This is a genomic window from Pseudomonas sp. Leaf15 (assembly GCF_001421425.1).
Lineage (GTDB): Bacteria > Pseudomonadota > Gammaproteobacteria > Pseudomonadales > Pseudomonadaceae > Aquipseudomonas > Aquipseudomonas salomonii.
Genome location: NZ_LMKI01000033.1, coordinates 394,551 through 410,967, shown reverse-complemented (window position 1 = coordinate 410,967; position 16,417 = coordinate 394,551). Strand labels below are relative to the sequence as shown.

Here is a 16,417-nt window from a genome sequence, read left to right as displayed (position 1 = left end):
AAAGTGATGTTGACTGATCTACCGCTTTCGCGAGCAAGCCCGCTCCCACAGTTTTGATCCGGTTTCGTCAGGTGACTGGCGGCGCCGAACCTATCCCCACCGTCGTCCGCACCCGGCCTTCGAGCCTGCGCTTCAACCCCCGCGCCTCGATCACCAGTGTCGAGCCCTTGGCCGCATTGGCCCGGCCCCACTCCTCCAGCAACTCCAGGCACGAATGGTCGATGTAGCTCAGGTTGCTCAGCGGCACATGCAAGGTGGTCCCCGCAGGCACCGTCGACAGCACCTGAGTCAGAGCCGGCACTTTCAGGAAGGTCGCGGCACCGGTCAATCGCAGCTCCATCTCACCGTCCTGGGGCAAATCGATCAGGCTGACTTTCAATCGCGAAGCTTTAAACGCGAGCTTCAGCAACGTGAGCCCAAAGCCCACCAATACGCCGGTCAGCAGGTCGGTGAAGATGATTGCCAGTGCCGTAGCGGCGTAGGTAAACATCGGCATCCGCCCATAACGGCCCAGCGCGCGAAACGCTTTGACGTCCACCAGCTTGATCCCGGTGTACACCAGCACGCCCGCCAAACTCGCCACCGGAATGCTTTGCAGCACGCTCGACAGCAGCAACACAAAGCCCAGCAGCCACACACCATGGAACATCGCCGACAGCCGCGTGGTAGCACCAGCCTGCACGTTGGCTGAGCTGCGCACGATCACGCCGGTCATCGGCAAAGCGCCAACCAAACCACAGAGCATGTTGCCTACACCTTGGGCAGACAGTTCCTTGTCGAAATTGGAGCGTTGGCCGCTGTGCATCCGGTCGACGGCTGCTGCAGAAAGCAGGGTTTCGGCGCTGGCAATAAACGCCACGGCGAAGGCGGCGATCAGCAGTTGCGGATCGGCCAGGTTCAGCAGGTCACTGGGGCGCAGCCAGTCGATGGCGTCGGCGAGATTTTCAGGTACTTCCACGCGCTTGACCTGCAACGCCAGCACCAGGCTGGTTACCGTCGCCAGGCCCACACCTAACAAGGCACCCGGTACGAAGCGCAATGTTTGCGGACGGAATTTATCCCAGCAGTACATCACCAGCATGGTCGACAAGCCCAGCAAGCCAGCCTGCCAACCCAGGCCACCGCCCAGCGTCGGGATCGCCTCGGCCACGGCTGCCGGGAAGCCTGCCAGGTTATCCAGCCCTGATGGCTTGGGCGCGCCGTCGAGCATCACATGCACCTGCGACAGCACAATCAATACGCCGATACCCGCCAGCATGCCGTACACCACCGCCGGCGCCGTGACCCGGAACCAGCAGCCCAGGCGCAAACGCCCGGCCACCAGTTGCAGGAAACCCGCCAGCAACAGAATCGGCCCCAGCATCATCATCCCGTGCTGGCGCACCAGCTCGAACACCAACACCGCCAAACCCGCCGCAGGGCCACTGACCTGCAGCGGCGAGCCCGCCAGCCAACCCACCACCAGGCCACCGATAATCCCGGTGATCAGCCCCTTGGCCGGCGGCATGCCGGACGCGATCGCAATACCCATGCACAAGGGCAGGGCGACCAGAAACACAACCACCGAGGCCAGCAGCTCCCGTGGCAATACAGCTTTCAATTGAGCAGCACGCATGATGGCTCTCCCGAGGGATTCGCCGGGCGCGGCAAAGCCTGGCTGCATCCATGGCAGCCACCGCTTGACCCGGCAGGGAAGTGTTTTAGAAGCGCGCTCTAGGCGTCGCGCAAGGAATCGGCTCGGTGCCGTTCAGCGGTCTGAATGCCGCCTTGTCTGCATCGTAAGCGCGGATTTCGCTGGTCTCGATGTTGTAGATCCAACCATGGATAAACAAATGACCATTGGCCATGCGCGAAGCCACGGAAGGGTGGGTACGCAGATGCTGCAACTGGGCGATGACGTTTTCTTCGGTCAGCACCTTCATGCTCTCGCCTTCATTGGCGCAGTCACAGTTGTCTTCAACCATGGACTTCGCGACTTCGGCATGACGCAACCACGCGCGTACCGTCGGCATCTTTTCCAGGCTGTCGGGGTTGAGTACCGCGCGCATGGCGCCGCAATCGGAGTGCCCGCACACGATGATGTGCTGTACGCCCAGGGCGAGTACCGCGTACTCGATGGCGGTGGAAACCCCGCCGTTCATCTGACCGTAGGGCGGCACCACGTTGCCGACGTTACGTGTCACGAACAAATCGCCGGGGGAGCTTTGGGTGATCAGCTCGGGCACGATGCGCGAGTCGGCGCAGGTAATAAACATCGCCCGCGGGCTCTGGGCCGTGGCGAGTTTCTTGAAGAGTTCTTCCTGCTGCGGGAAGACGTCGTGATGGAAATGCAAAAAGCCGTCAACGATGTGCTTTAACGCTGCATCGGCAGACTCCGCCACCTCAGGGGCTGAAGCCGACGCAGCCAACGGCTGTTTATCCTTGTCACTCATGATTCATCCTCTTGATTAATGCAGGGGAGTGTTCAGGTCAGTTCGACGTCTGGCTATCGGAAAAGTTGAAAAACTAAACAACCCAAGGCGTCGACTCACCAGTCACTCGCTGAACAAGGTAACCGCCGAAACTTAACTCAAACTGAATGAACCGCTCTAGAACGCGGGTTTCAGTGATGTCAAAACGCGACTATTCCTACAGCATGACGCCAGCGTTCTCTTCAGTTTACAACAATGCCATCTGCCTGCCCGGCGGGCAGAACGCCGTGCAATCCAGATTAAACCCTTCCCGCCGATTGAGCCCCAGCCGCTTGATCGCTTTGTTGAAACGCTGCGCCAGCAAATCGGCAAACGGCCCCTCACCACGCATGCGCACGCCGAAACGGCTGTCATACACCTCGCCGCCGCGCACCTGACGCACCAGGCTCATCACATGGGCCGCGCGTTGCGGGTAATGCGCCGCCAGCCATTCCTCGAACAGCGGCGCCACTTCCAACGGCAGCCGCAGCATCATGTAGGCGGCGCTCTGCGCACCGGCAGCGTGGGCTTCGGTCAGCAGGCTTTCCAGCTCGCTGTCGTTGATCATCGGGATCATCGGCGAGCACAGCACGCCCACCGGGATACCCGCCTCGCGCATCACCCGAATCGCCCGCAACCGCGCCTTGGGCGCCGCCGTGCGCGGCTCCAGGATGCGCTTGAGCTCGTCGTCCAGGCTGGTGAGGCTGATCATCACCGCCACCAGCCGCTGACGCGCCAATTCGGTGAGCAGGTCGAGGTCGCGCAAAATCAGCGAGCCCTTGGTGATGATGGTTACCGGGTGCCGATAGCGCAGCAGCACTTCGAGGGTTTGCCGCGTGATGGTGTAGTCGCGCTCGATAGGCTGGTACGGGTCGGTATTGGAGCCCAGGTTGATCGGCGCACACACATAACCTGGCTTGGACAGCTGTTGCTCCAGCACCTCGGCGGCGTTGGTCTTGGCAATCAGTTTGGTTTCGAAATCCAGCCCTGGCGACAGGTCCCAATAGGCGTGGCTGGGCCGCGCATAGCAGTAGATGCAGCCATGCTCGCAGCCGCGATAGGGGTTGATGGAGCGGTCGAACGGCAAATCCGGCGAGTTGTTGCGGGTGATGATGCTCTTGGCCGTTTCGATACGCACTTCGGTGCCCTGGGTCGGCGGCACTTCCTGAAACCAGCCGTCGTCTTCGGCCACGCTGACGGTCGGCGCAAAGCGGTTGTGCAGGTTAGTGGCCGTGCCCCGGCCACGGGGCGGCAGCGCAGTAGTCATGAAAACGCCTCGATACTGTTTTTATATACAGTATCGAGGCGAGAGGTTTCTGACCAGTGCCGTTTGGCGGCCAGGGCAGGATCAGTGCTTTTGCGTGACCTGCCCCAAGTCGTCACCCGACGTGGTGCGCATATCGCTCTTGCGCAGGTCTGCCACGTCACTGGCTTTGACCGGTGCGCCTTGATTGCCCCAGCTGCCACGGACGAAACTGACCACATCCGCGACTTCCTGGTCCGACAGACGCCATGCGAACGCCGGCATGGTGAAGGTCGACGGCGCCGTGTGGGTGGCCGGCAAGGTGCCGCCGTTCAACACGATGTTGATCAACGAGGTGGCGTCCGCCGTCTGCAACACCGGGTTACCCGCCAGCGCCGGGAACACCCGCGTGTAGCCATGGCCGTCGGTACGGTGGCACGCCGCGCAGTTGTCGATATACACCGACGCGCCCGGCTTGCTGTCGTCACCTTTCCACAGCGCCTCGGCCACCTGCTTGTCGTACTGATGCGGTTGATCCTTCGGGTCCACCGCCGGCAGGCTCTTGAGGTATCGCGCAATCGCGGTGAGGTCGTCCTGGGACATGTACTGCATGCTGTGCACCACCACATCACTCATGCCACCAAACACTGCACTGCGGTCACTGCGGCCGGTCTTGAGGAACTGCGCCAGCTGCTCCTCGCTCCAGCTGCCAATGCCGTCCTTGTGGTCGCCGCGCAGGCTTTTCGCGATCCAGCCTTCCAGCGGCGCACTGCCGGACAGGAACGCGTTGCCGTCAGTCGCGCTGAGGGCTTTTTCCTGCATGGTCAGGGCACGCGGGGTGTGGCACGCGCCGCAATGGCCGAGGCCTTCAACCAGATAGGCACCGCGAGCGACCACCGGGTCGGTGGCGGCTTGCGCCTGATGCTCCTCGACCGCCGGCGCGAACATCCAGCGCCAGGCTGCCAATGGCCAACGCATGCTCAAGGGCCAGGGAATATCGCTGTCCTTGTTCTCTTGGGCGACGGGCTCCACGCCCTTCATGAAGTACGCATACAACGCCTGCATGTCGCTGTCGCTGACACGCGCGTAGGACGGGTACGGCATCGCCGGGTAAAGCGTACTACCGTTCTTGGCGACGCCATGGCGCACGGCCTTGTCGAAGTCTTCGAAGCTGTAGTCGCCCAGGCCGGTTTTGTCCGGGGTGATGTTGGTGGAATAGATCACGCCGATCGGGGTTTCCATCGGCAGCCCACCGGCGAAGGGTTTGCCACCCTTGGCGGTGTGGCAGGCCACGCAGTCACCGGCGCGTGCCAGGTATTCACCCTGCTTGATCAAATCGGTTTCAGCCGCGCTTACCGAGCAGCTGCTGAGCAGGACGAAACTCGCGATAACAAGTGCTTTCATGGTCATCGCTCCTTATGCCTGAACCAGAGGGCCGGGGTTTTTAAGGTACTGCTCGCGGATCGCCCGCGCCGACCAGTAGGCCAACGCTGCCACCAGGCCGGTAGGGTTGTAGCCCAGGCCTTGTGGGAAAGCCGATGCGCCTGGGACAAACACGTTGTGTACATCCCAGCTTTGCAGGTAACGGTTCAGCGCGCTGGTTTTCGGGTCGGTGCCCATGATCGCGCCACCATTGAGGTGGGTAGTCTGGTAGGACGCAGTGCTGAACTGCTCACCGACTTTTTTGCCCAGCACAGCAATGGCCTTGGGGTTCATTGCCGCGGCGACCTTGCCCATTTTCTCCATCATGAAGCGGTTCATCTTGATGTCGTTTTCCTGCCAGTCGAACGTCATCCGCAGCAGCGGCAGGCCGTAGGAGTCGCGGTAAACCGGGTCCAGATCCAGGTAGTTGCTCCGGTAGGATTGATGCGCGCCATGGGAGTCCATCGACACTTGGTGGGTGTAGTAATCGGCGGTGGCGCGCTTCCAGGCGCTGCCCCACGCCGGCGTACCCGGCGGGTTGGACGTACCGGCAATCGGCCGGCTGCCGGCCTGGTTGACCCACATCGGCGAGCCGCCCACAAAGCCATGCGGGCCGTGGTCGAAGTTGTCCGCGTTGAAGTCATCGATGGCCACGCCATTACCGCCCGCACCGATAAAGTTGTTGGTGTGGGTGTCCTTGTCGAAGAAGGCCTTGATGGTGCCCATGTTCTGGTAGGCAAAGTTGCGGCCCACCACGCCCTCATTGGTAATCGGGTCGTAAGGTTTGCCGATGCCCGAGAGCAACATGAGGCGCACGTTGTTGAACTGGAAGGAGGCGATGATCACCAGGTCCGCCGGCTGCTCGCATTCGCGGCCCTGAGCGTCGATATAGGTCACGCCGGTGGCCTTGCTCTTGGTGCTGTCGAGGTTGACCTTGAGCACGTGGGAATTGGCCCGCAGCTCGAAGTTCGGCACCTGACGCAGCGCCGGCAGGATGTTTACGTTCGGCGAGGCCTTGGAGTACATGTAGCACACGTAGCCACTGCAGAAACCGCAGAAGTTGCACGGCCCCATCTGCGCGCCGTAGGGGTTTGTGTACGGCCCCGAAGTATTGGCCGATGGCAGGTTGTAGGGTTTGTATCCGACGTCGGTGGCCGCTTTCTGAAACAACTGCGCAGACACGGTGTTTTTCTGCGATTCCAGCGGGAACGGGTTGGAGCGGTCCGGCGCATAAGGGTTGCCGCCACGACCTTCACCCACCAACTGGCCTTTTACGGTCCAGGCCTGCCCGGAGGTGCCGAAGACTTTTTCGGCGTAGTCGAAAAACGGCTCCAGCTCTTCATAGCTCACGCCGAAGTCCTGGATGGTCATGTCCTTGGGGATGAAATTTTTGCCGTAGCGCTCTTCATAGTGGCTGCGCATGCGCAGCTCGATCGGGTCGACGCGAAAATGCACGCCCGACCAGTGCAGGCCCGCGCCACCCACGCCATTGCCCGGCAAGAACGCACCCAACTGACGGTTGGGCAGGGCGACGTCATTCACGCTATGGCGAATGGTCACCGTCTCCTTGGAGATGTCCTGAAAGAGTTTTTTACGCACGCTGTAGGTCAGTTCGTCGATGACCTGGGGATAGTTGCCGTCCGGGTAAGTGTCCTGCATCGGGCCGCGCTCCAGCGCTACCACGTTGAGGCCAGCTTCCGTCAGCTCCTTGGCCATGATCGCGCCGGTCCAGCCGAAACCGACGATCACCGCGTCCACTTTCTTCATGATGGTCGCCACGTTTATGCCCTCTCGCCGCGAATGGAAACAGCCGGGAAGGGGTATTGCTCGTTGCGTTCAACCCAGTCCATGAAATCGGCGCGGGCGCCGGGGAAGCCGATCATGGTCCAGCCGACCATGCCTTTGTTGCCACCGTGGATCGGGTCGCAGAAGAAGCCTTCCTTGGTGTTTTGCAACAACAGGTTGAAGAACATCTTGGCCGGTACGGCCTCGAAATGCGCGGTCATCTCGCCGCCGCCCGCTTCCATACGCCGCAGCATGTCATCCTGGGTAGCGCTGTCTTGCGCAGCAAAAGCTTTACCGTTGAACGCCTTCGACCAGGCATCCGTGGCGGCAATACCCAGGCGATAGATGTCTTTGGGCACCAGTTTGCTCTGCCAACCCATCTCTGGCGCCGCATCGGCGTTGAACGGGCCTTGCATGAACCACAGCGCGCCAGCGGCATACGGGGTGTTCATCTGGCGGTCGATGTATTCCGGCGCGCCGGCTTCCAGGGCGCCTGGGCCTTGGGCATCCGCGGGAATCAGGCGGGCGACGGCGGCGTTGATAAACGCCCACTCTTCGGCCGTGAAGTAGCTTGGCTCGTAGGCTTTGTCGCTGACGGGCGTTTTGGCGGGAGCGGCCTGCACCGGCTCCGGTGTGGCCATCAACATCGAGCCGCCAAGGCCAGTGCTGGCAACCGTGACCACCGGGATCAAGGTCAAGGATTTGCGTAAAAAGTCACGCCGCGGGTTGTCCTGATCTTGATCAGACATAGGTGCACCTCATCATGTGGTCACGGGTTTATCCGCCGCTTCTGGGAGCAGCGTGATGGTTTGCCAGGGCATTGGATCCAAAGAGATAGCACACACTGGCAATCAATAGTTACAAATGATAGCAGCCTAAGCATTAAGAGAAATCGATTCAGCGCGAAAAACAGCGGATCAGATGGGCGGATTCACGATTCTTTGACGGCCACCTCACACGGCATTGACCCCTCGCAGGCGAATCTGTAGCCCATCAGCCCTATCCCATTCGGTCTCAACACGCATGTTCACGATTCGATTACTGCCCGCCCTTGGCCTGGCGTTCATGGCACTGTTCACCACACTGCAGGCCCAGGCCGACGAGGCTGCGTCTATCCGCTCGCCTGAGTGGGCCCAGCCTGTGGGCGACCAATTCAACCTGCATCAAATGACGCCCACGCTGTATCGCAGTGCATTGCCGGACAGCACTGCGCTGCCTGTACTGCAAAATCTGAAGATCGGCACGGTGATCAACTTCCTGCCGGAAACTGATGCGCCCTGGCTGAAGACATCTGATATCAAACAGGTGCAGCTGACCTATCGCACCAACCATGTCGACGATGCCGACGTGCTGGCGGCACTCCGGGCCATCCAGGAAGCCGAAACCCATGGCTCGGTGCTGATGCACTGCAAGCACGGCTCCGATCGCACTGGCCTGATGGCGGCGATGTATCGGGTGGTGATTCAGGGGTGGAGCAAGGAGGATGCGCTGAACGAGATGACGCTGGGTGGCTTTGGCACCAGTAATGGCTTTAAAGACGGCGTTCGCTACATGATGAAGGCGGATATCGACAAGTTGCGCACCGCGTTGGCCAATGGCGACTGCAGCACCAGTGAGTTTGCGTTGTGCTCGATGAAAAGCTGGATCAACACGGCCGGTAGCAGCCGTGTCGACCCCAAGAAAGACACCGAATTAGTACTCACACCTTAAGCAGGGATCAGTCCTTTTTCAGCTTGGGATTAGGGAAAAACTGCACCGCCTGCACCTTCGGGTCCGCGGGCGCCTTCAACGCCGACGTATTGACCCGCGTGCCCAATTCCTTGGGCACCGAATTGCCTTGTTCATTCAGCGTGTCCGAATAGCCGCAGGCCACACATTCGCGGTGCGGCACATCGTCTTCGGTCCACATTTTCAACTTGTCCAACTCTTCGCACGCCGGGCAGACCGCCCCGGCGATAAATTGCTTTTTGGTCACCACAGGCCCATCACTCATGCTGCTGCGTCCTCACTCAGGCCGCTGTGGCGCAAGAGTGCGTCAATCGACGGCGCACGTCCGCGGAAGTCGACGAACAGCACCATCGGTGCCTGGGAACCACCGCGCGCCAGGATCGCCTCACGGAATGCCCGACCGGTTTCGGCATTGAGCACGCCGTCTTCTTCAAACTTGGAGAAGGCGTCGGCAGACAGCACTTCGGCCCACTTGTAGCTGTAGTAACCCGCCGCGTAACCGCCAGCGAAGATGTGCGCAAAGCTGTTGGGGAAGCGGTTGTAGGCAGGCGGACGCATAACCGAGACCTCATCGCGCACACCGTCAAGCACCTGCGCTACCGTGCGGCCATCGCCGTGGGTGGCGTGCAGTTCGAAGTCGAACAGCGAGAATTCCAGCTGGCGCACCATCATCAGGCCGGACTGGAAGTTCTTCGCCGCGAGCATTTTTTCCAGCAGGTCCTGGGGCAGCGGCTCGCCGCTTTCATAGTGGCCGGAGATCAGTGCCAGGCCTTCCGGCTCCCAGCACCAGTTCTCCATGAACTGGCTCGGCAATTCCACCGCATCCCAGGCCACGCCGTTGATGCCGGACACGCCCGCGTGTTCAACGCGGGTCAGCAGATGGTGCAGGCCGTGGCCGAATTCGTGGAACAGCGTGGTCACTTCATCGTGGGTCAGCAGGGCAGGCTTGCCGCTGTCGGCCGGGGTGAAGTTGCACACCAGGTTCGCCACCGGGCTTTGCAGCACGCCGTCGACAGTACGGCGGCGATCGCGCGCGCCGTCCATCCACGCGCCGCCACGCTTGTTGGCGCGGGCGTACAGGTCGAAGAAGAAGCGGCCAACGTGCTGGCCGTTTTCCTTGATTTCAAACAGACGAACATCCGGGTGCCAGGTGTCGAAGCCTTTTTGCTCGGCGATTTCGATGCCGTACAGGCGCTGGACGATCGCAAACAGGCCGCTCAACACTTTGTCAATCGGGAAGTAGGCGCGCAGGGCTTCCTGGGACACGCTGTAACGCTGCTCGCGGAGTTTTTCGCCGTAGAAACCGCTGTCCCAGCTTTGCAGGTCGGCGCAGCCTTGTTCGGCAGCGTAAGCCTTGAGCTGTTGCAGGTCCTGGGCGGCAAACGGCTTGCTGCGCTTGGCCAGGTCGCGCAGGAAGCTCAGCACCTGGTCGCTGGACTCGGCCATTTTGGTGGCCAGGCTCAGCTCGGAGAACGACGCATAACCCAACAGTTTGGCCAACTCCTGACGCAGGTCGAGGATCTGTTCCATCACCGGGCCGTTATCGTTCTTACCGGCATTCGGGCCTTGGTCCGACGCACGGGTGCAGTAGGCCGCATAGACTTCTTCACGCAGGGCGCGGTCGTGGGCGTAGGTCATTACCGCATAGTAGCTTGGGAATTCCAGGGTGATCAACCAGCCATCGAGGCCTTTGGCCTGGGCGGCGGCGGCCATTTGCGCCTTGGCCGAGTCGGTCAGGCCGGCGAGGGTGGCTTCGTCGGTGACGTGCCTGGTCCACGCCTGGGTGGCGTCCAGCAGTTGGTTGGAGAACTTGCTGCCCAGCTCAGACAGCTTGCTCTGCACTTCGGCGTAACGTTTTTGCTGCTCTGGCGGCAAATCGATACCCGACAGGCGGAAGTCGCGCAGCGAATGTTCCAGAATGGTTTTTTGCGCCACGTCAAAACCGGCGGCTTCCGGGCTGTTGGCCAGGGCTTCGAAGGCCTGGAACAGTTCGCGGTTCTGGCCCATCTCGGTGGAATAGGCGCTCAATGCCGGCAGGCAAGCCTCGTAGGCTTCGCGCAATTCAGCGCTGTTGCACACGGCGTTGAGGTGGCTGACCGGGCTCCAGGCGGCGCCCAGGCGGTCATTCAGTTCGTCCATGGCCAGTACCAGACCGGCCCACGTAGGGTTTTTGCCCTGGCTTTGCAGGATGCCTTCGATGGCAACGCGGTTGTCGGCGAGGATCTGTTCAATGGCCGGCTGCACGTGCTCGGCACGGATCGCCGAGAACGGCGGCAGGTCGTAGGACTGCAAAAGTGGGTTGTTCGCGCTCACGGTGGGTACCTTGGCTGAAGAAACTGATAAGACAAAGATGGGGCCATCTTAATTACAATCAACACCCACCGCAGCTATCAACCTGTAAGAGAGAGGCTATCGTGACCCTTCGCACCTATCAGAACCACACGCCAACCCTGGGCGCCGGGGCTTTTGTCGATATTTCGGCGGTGGTGATCGGCGATGTCGAAATCGGCACCGACAGCTCGGTTTGGCCATTGACCGTGATTCGCGGCGACATGCACCGCATCCGCATCGGTGCGCGCACCAGCGTGCAGGACGGCTGTGTGCTGCACATCACCCACGCCGGGCCGTTCAACCCGGACGGCTTCCCGCTGCTGATCGGCGATGATGTCACCATCGCCCACAAAGTCATGCTGCACGGCTGCACGGTCGGCAATCGCATCTTGATCGGCATGGGCAGCATCGTGATGGACGGCGCGGTGGTGGAAGACGATGTGATCATCGGCGCCGGCAGCCTGGTGCCGCCCGGCAAGAAACTGGAGAGCGGTTTTTTGTACGTGGGCAGCCCGGTTAAACAGATCCGCCCACTGACTGACAAAGAGCGCGCCTTCTTCACCTACAGCGCCGCGAACTACGTGAAGCTCAAAGATTTGCACCTGGCTGAAGGATTCGACCGATGACCCAGCAATACCAAACCGTGTTGTTTGACCTGGACGGCACCCTGACCGACCCGCGCGAGGGCATCACCCGCTCGATCCAGTACGCCCTTGGCAAACTCGGCATCGACGAGCCGGACCTGACCAAGCTGGAACACTTTATCGGCCCGCCGTTGCTGCAAGCCTTTATGCAGTTCTACGGCTTCGATGAGGCCAAAGCCTGGGAAGCGGTGAATTTTTATCGCGAGCGCTTCAAGGTCACCGGCCTGTATGAAAACCGCGTATTCGATGGCGTGATGCCGTTGCTTGAGGAGCTGAACGGCCAGGGCCGCCAGCTGTATGTCGCCACATCCAAGCCGTGGGTGTTTGCCCGTGAGATTGCCCGGCATTTTGATTTTGCCAAGCACTTCAAAGTGATCTACGGCAGCGAACTGGATGGCACGCGCACCCACAAGGTTGAGCTGATTGCGCACCTGATGAGCGAAGAGGGTTTGGACCCGGCGACCACCTTGATGATTGGTGATCGCAAACATGACTTGATCGGCGCGCGCAGCAATGGGCTGGATTCGGCGGCAGTGGGGTATGGGTTTGGCAGTTTTGAGGAGTTGAATGCCGAGGCGCCGACCTGGCATTTTGAGACGCTGGAGCAGATGCATCAGGCGTTTTTGCGGCGTTCCTGAGGCCGCTATCGCAGGCAAGCCAGCTCCCAACTGCCGCAACGCCGCCTTACGCTGCTCCACCGGCAACCCACCCAGCTTCTCCACCGCCGCAAAGAACTTCACCCAATCCCCGCCTTGCTGCGCAAACAACGCAGCAAACGCCGGCACCCACTGGTCATACAGCCCGAACGGCAACAACCGCGCATTGTTCATCGGCTGGTTGATCCACACGTCATAACGCTTGTCACCGCCCCATTGGCTGTCGCGCATGTGCCGGTACTCACTGCGCAAACGCTCGAACTCTGCCGCCTTGGCCTGGCGCATCACATCCGCCGCCAAGGGCTGTGCGTACAACGCCTCCAGGCGTTTGCGGGTATCGAGCACCAGCCGGATAAATTGGTCGCGCTGCTGCAACGCCGCATTGCTCAGCGGCGCCAGGCCCCGCGCCGCGCGCCATTGACGGGTGCCTTCCTGCTCGACGAAGTTGGCGTAGGACTCGTTGAACTCAGTGTCGTCCTTTACATAAAAACGCTGGTGCGCCAGCTCGTGGAAGATCAGCGTGGCCAGGCGCTCGTCACCCCAACTCATCATCGAACTCATGATCGGGTCGTTGAACCAGCCCAGGGTGGAATAGGCTTCGACGCCGCCAATCGACACATCCATGCCTTGTTGCTGCAATAGCGCCGCTTCGCCGCGTGCTGCGCCCTGGCTGTAATAGCCGCGATAGGCCACACACCCAGCGATAGGGAAGCAGTGGGTCTCAGGCGACAGGGAAAACTCCTGCGTGGCGAACACGTTCCAGACCACGTAAGGCCGGCCAATGTCGGCGTACAGGCGGTAACTCTGGTTGTCAGGCAGATGCAGGTGCTCACTGGCAAAGGTGCGGGCCTTTTGCGATTGCACCAGATGCTCGCGCAACGCCTGCGGGCGAGCAGGGTCGGCGATGACCTCGGCAACCGGCTCCCGAGCCCGCAGCAACTGCCATTGGCCGCTGGCCAACTGGCTGTAATAACTCACACTGGAACAGCCGCTGAGCAGCAGCACCATCAACCCTGGAAGAAAACGCCTGACCATGCACCGACCGCCCCTGGGTTATTTGCCCGCCAGACTATCCTGCCTACACGGAATTTTTCCATGCCGTGGCGTGTTTATACTGATACAGCGTCTGTTGCCACAGGCTGCCAGGTTCAATTCTTACCCACCGTTGAGTGCCCGCCATGCGCCAGCTCTTGCTACCCGTCACCGCCTTGTTGCTCAGCGCCTGCGCTTCGACCCCTATCCCGCCGGTCGACCCGCACCAGGCCTGGATTGATTTCGCCACGCCGACACCCGGCGCAAAACTGGTGATGGCCCAGCGCCTGGACGGCAAGAACCTCAACGACGGGCGTTTCTTTCAGGTGCCACCGGGCAGCCATGAGCTGATGGTGCGCTTTGATTTCGAGGTGAACACCGGGACGGGCTTTGGCGGCATGGACCAGACCCATGACCGAACCTGCTTCATGACCCTGCAATACGACAACTTCCAGGCAGGCCAGCGCTATGTGCTGGAAGGGCGCTCGCTGGCCTTTACGCCCAACATCCGGCTGTACAACTCGGCGCGTCAGCTGTTGGCTGAAGAGCGCAGTGTTAACTGCATCTGATCAGTCGCTGTTCTTCTGATAGATGATGCGCTTGGTGCCGTTTTCGCAGGAGCCGACGATCATGGCGCTGTCATGATTCTTGGCTTCTTCGGCGGTGATGATTTCCAGAGTGTAAGACGGAATCGCCTTGGCCTGGATGTTTACCTCAATTTCTTTCCTGAGCTCTTCACAATCTTTTGGCGCGGCCACAGCCGAAGTGGCCAATACACCGCAAATGATCGCCAAGGCAAAACGTTTCATGTGTGAAGCTCCGTGAATGCACTGCGCACGGGTGTGCGCCCAGGCTATTCGACCACATTTTGGAAACGCGAGTTCTGATTTAACGCACAACAAACTGTGGGAGCGGGCCCGTGTGGGAGCTGGCTTGCCTGCGATGGCAACGCCTCGATACAACTGGCTAACCGAGGTGAACCTATCAGATCGTTCCCACGCTCTGCGTGGGAATGCCGCCTGGGACGCTCCGCGTCCCGCCCACAGCATTTAAGTTCTGCGCAGGTGTGACGCAGAGCGTCACGGGCTGCATTCCCACGCGGGAGCGTGGGAACGATCTAAACACAAGCCCGCTTCCACAGGGATCTTGCTGTGTGAGTTAGACCAGCGTGGCATCCAGGCTGATTTTTGCGTTCAGCACTTTCGACACCGGGCAGCCTTCCTTCGCCTTTTTGCTCAGTTCCTCGAACTGCGCCTGGCTTGCGCCCGGAATCTTGGCTTTCAGAATCAGATGCACGGCGGTAATCGCAAAGCCGCCCTCAACCTGATCCAGAGTCACCTCAGCCTGGGTGTCGATGCTGTCAGCCTTAAGGCCGGCATCGCCAAGAATCATGGAAAACGCCATGGAGAAACAGCCCGCGTGAGCCGCGCCGATCAATTCTTCAGGGTTGGTGCCCTTGCCGCCTTCGAAACGGGCCTTGAAGCCGTAGGGTGCTTCGCGCAGCACGCCGGTTTCCGTGGAGATGGAACCCAGGCCAGTTTTCAGATCACCTTCCCAATGCGCGGATGCTTTTTTAACGATACTCATAGCTCTCTCCTCGAACGGTGGTTTTGCGTCAGTAAGGGTTCTGAGGATAGACGGCCCGGCAAAGTTCATCTTGTCGGAGAAACCTAGCGATTCAGTAGGAAATTTCGCAGGCTGCTATTGAATCTCGGGTATATGCCCTCATTGCATAGAGCATGCACATGAAGCGGCAGGTTTTGGTTCGTCTATAAGCCTGCGCACCTAATGGAGAAGCAGGCTTATGAAATCGCTGTCCGACGTGAAGTTCTCGACCCTAGACCTCGTGCCAGTGCGCGCCAACGGCAGCATTGCGCAGTCGCTGCGCAACTCGCTGGACCTGGCCCAGCACGTGGAAAAGTTCGGCTACAACCGTTTCTGGGTGGCTGAACATCACAATATGGACGGCATCGCCAGCTCGGCCACTTCGGTGTTGCTGGGTTATTTGGCCGGTGGCACCTCGACGATTCGCGTCGGCTCCGGCGGCGTGATGCTGCCCAACCACGCGCCGTTGGTGATTGCCGAACAGTTCGGCACCCTGGAAAGCCTGTACCCCGGCCGCATCGACCTGGGCCTGGGCCGCGCCCCCGGTTCCGACCAGATGACCGCCCGCGCCCTGCGCCGTGAACGCTCCGGCAGTGCTGACGAGTTTCCGGAAGATGTGGCCGAACTGATGGCCTACCTGGGCCCGCGCACGCCCGACCAACGGATCATCGCCGTACCCGGCACCGGCACCAACGTGCCCGTTTGGCTGCTTGGTTCGAGCCTGTTCAGCGCGCAATTGGCCGGTGAGCGCGGCTTGCCCTACGCCTTCGCCTCACATTTCGCACCCCGTTTGATGCACGAGGCGATTCGCGTGTACCGCAATCACTTCAAGCCTTCAGCCGTGCTGGACAAGCCCTACGTGATGCTCGGCATTCCGCTGGTGGCCGCCGACACCGACGAGCAGGCCGACTACCTGGCCACTTCGGTGTACCAACGTATTCTGGCGCTGATGCGCGGGCAAAGCCTGGTGCAGCGCCCGCCGGTTAAAACCATGGACGGCCTGTGGCTGCCCCATGAAAAAGACGCGGTGGGCAGCTTTTTGGGCCTGGCCATGGTCGGTAGCCCGGCGAAGATTCGCGCGAAGTTGGACGTGTTGATCGAGCAGACCGACGCCGATGAGCTGATCTTTACCAGCGACCTGTATGAGCATGCCGACCGGATTCACTCCTACGAGCTGCTGGCGCAGGTGATGAAGGGCTGATAACCCGCAGGCAAAAAAAACCGACGCACTCGCGTCGGTTTTTTATGTCTGGAGCACGGGATTAACCGCGCTTGTAGACGATTTCCTTGGTGCCGCCTTCGCAGCTGCCAATCACTTTGCCATCGGCTGCCGCGCCTTTGTCGACAACATCCAGCGAATAATGCTGAACACCTTTAGCGTCGAGCTTAGCCGCGAGCTCACCTTTCAGCTCTTCACAAGGCTTGCCCGCCGCCAGGGCAGTGCCCGCAATGCTCAACAAACCTACCGCTAACAGGAACTTCTTCATCCGTTACTTTCCTTGCGCTGATCGAAAAGAGCGT

16 protein-coding genes and 1 pseudogene are annotated in these 16,417 nt (G+C 60.6%); 5 read left to right on the top strand and 12 right to left on the bottom strand.

The window, feature by feature from the left end:
* Positions 1-67 precede the first annotated feature (67 nt).
* The 6 genes from ASE80_RS23350 to ASE80_RS23325 all read right to left on the bottom strand — a co-directional run bounded on the left by ASE80_RS23350 (position 68) and on the right by ASE80_RS23325 (position 7,649).
* Positions 68-1,615 carry a SulP family inorganic anion transporter gene (locus ASE80_RS23350; RefSeq protein WP_056860993.1) on the bottom strand — a complete coding sequence of 516 codons (1,548 nt, stop codon included), beginning with the start codon at positions 1,613-1,615 and terminating at the stop codon, positions 68-70.
* An 85-nt stretch (positions 1,616-1,700) separates the two neighbouring features.
* Entirely contained in the window at positions 1,701-2,432 is a 732-nt protein-coding gene (locus ASE80_RS23345; protein WP_056860992.1) for a carbonic anhydrase, read from the bottom strand.
* A gap of 226 nt (positions 2,433-2,658) precedes the next feature.
* Positions 2,659-3,717 carry a PA0069 family radical SAM protein gene (locus ASE80_RS23340; RefSeq protein ID WP_056860991.1) on the bottom strand — a complete coding sequence of 353 codons (1,059 nt, stop codon included), beginning with the start codon at positions 3,715-3,717 and terminating at the stop codon, positions 2,659-2,661.
* Positions 3,718-3,798: 81 nt separating this feature from the next.
* Entirely contained in the window at positions 3,799-5,097 is a 1,299-nt protein-coding gene (locus ASE80_RS23335) for a cytochrome c (RefSeq protein ID WP_056860990.1), read from the bottom strand.
* 12 nt (positions 5,098-5,109) lie between these two features.
* Positions 5,110-6,894 carry a GMC family oxidoreductase gene (locus tag ASE80_RS23330; RefSeq protein WP_056860989.1) on the bottom strand — a complete coding sequence of 595 codons (1,785 nt, stop codon included), beginning with the start codon at positions 6,892-6,894 and terminating at the stop codon, positions 5,110-5,112.
* Positions 6,895-6,896: 2 nt separating this feature from the next.
* Positions 6,897-7,649, bottom strand: coding sequence for a gluconate 2-dehydrogenase subunit 3 family protein (locus ASE80_RS23325; RefSeq protein WP_056860988.1), 753 nt, complete (start codon positions 7,647-7,649; stop codon positions 6,897-6,899).
* Positions 7,650-7,923: 274 nt separating this feature from the next.
* Between ASE80_RS23325 and ASE80_RS23320 the strand changes: the two genes are divergently transcribed.
* Entirely contained in the window at positions 7,924-8,610 is a 687-nt protein-coding gene (locus ASE80_RS23320) for a dual specificity protein phosphatase family protein (RefSeq protein ID WP_056860987.1), read from the top strand.
* 7 nt (positions 8,611-8,617) lie between these two features.
* On the opposite strand, the gene ASE80_RS23315 is transcribed toward ASE80_RS23320, so the two are convergent.
* Together ASE80_RS23315 and prlC are read right to left on the bottom strand one after the other, a co-directional pair.
* On the bottom strand, positions 8,618-8,893 hold the full coding sequence (locus tag ASE80_RS23315; protein WP_017137912.1) for a YheV family putative zinc ribbon protein: 276 nt from the start codon (positions 8,891-8,893) through the stop codon (positions 8,618-8,620).
* On the bottom strand, positions 8,890-10,941 hold the full coding sequence (gene prlC, locus ASE80_RS23310; protein ID WP_056860986.1) for an oligopeptidase A: 2,052 nt from the start codon (positions 10,939-10,941) through the stop codon (positions 8,890-8,892). The genes ASE80_RS23315 and prlC overlap by 4 nt, the downstream gene beginning before the upstream one ends.
* Positions 10,942-11,042: 101 nt before the next feature.
* Between prlC and ASE80_RS23305 the strand changes: the two genes are divergently transcribed.
* Together ASE80_RS23305 and ASE80_RS30415 are read left to right on the top strand one after the other, a co-directional pair.
* Positions 11,043-11,585 (top strand): gamma carbonic anhydrase family protein, encoded by a 543-nt coding sequence (locus ASE80_RS23305; RefSeq protein ID WP_056860985.1) that lies wholly within the window; start codon positions 11,043-11,045, stop codon positions 11,583-11,585.
* Entirely contained in the window at positions 11,582-12,241 is a 660-nt protein-coding gene (locus ASE80_RS30415; protein WP_058420543.1) for an HAD family hydrolase, read from the top strand. The genes ASE80_RS23305 and ASE80_RS30415 overlap by 4 nt, the downstream gene beginning before the upstream one ends.
* 18 nt (positions 12,242-12,259) lie before the next feature.
* On the opposite strand, the pseudogene ASE80_RS23300 reads toward ASE80_RS30415, so the two are convergent.
* A pseudogene (locus ASE80_RS23300) lies at positions 12,260-13,294 on the bottom strand (aminopeptidase); the annotation flags it as partial.
* Between the two features lie 143 nt (positions 13,295-13,437).
* Here ASE80_RS23300 and ASE80_RS23295 point away from each other — a divergent pair.
* Complete coding sequence (locus tag ASE80_RS23295; RefSeq protein ID WP_056860984.1) at positions 13,438-13,860, top strand: PA0061/PA0062 family lipoprotein; 423 nt, start codon at positions 13,438-13,440, stop codon at positions 13,858-13,860.
* Here the strand turns inward: ASE80_RS23295 and ASE80_RS23290 are convergent, their stop codons facing one another.
* Complete coding sequence (locus ASE80_RS23290) at positions 13,861-14,100, bottom strand: DUF1161 domain-containing protein (RefSeq protein WP_056860983.1); 240 nt, start codon at positions 14,098-14,100, stop codon at positions 13,861-13,863. It lies immediately after the preceding gene.
* 349 nt (positions 14,101-14,449) lie between these two features.
* Positions 14,450-14,878: an OsmC family protein gene (locus ASE80_RS23285; protein WP_056860982.1), complete on the bottom strand. Its 429-nt coding sequence runs from the start codon at positions 14,876-14,878 to the stop codon at positions 14,450-14,452.
* Positions 14,879-15,095: 217 nt separating this feature from the next.
* Between ASE80_RS23285 and ASE80_RS23280 the strand changes: the two genes are divergently transcribed.
* Positions 15,096-16,097, top strand: coding sequence for an LLM class flavin-dependent oxidoreductase (locus ASE80_RS23280; RefSeq protein WP_056860981.1), 1,002 nt, complete (start codon positions 15,096-15,098; stop codon positions 16,095-16,097).
* 61 nt (positions 16,098-16,158) lie between these two features.
* Here the strand turns inward: ASE80_RS23280 and ASE80_RS23275 are convergent, their stop codons facing one another.
* Positions 16,159-16,383, bottom strand: coding sequence for a DUF1161 domain-containing protein (locus tag ASE80_RS23275; protein ID WP_017137921.1), 225 nt, complete (start codon positions 16,381-16,383; stop codon positions 16,159-16,161).
* Between the last annotated feature and the right edge of the window lie 34 nt (positions 16,384-16,417).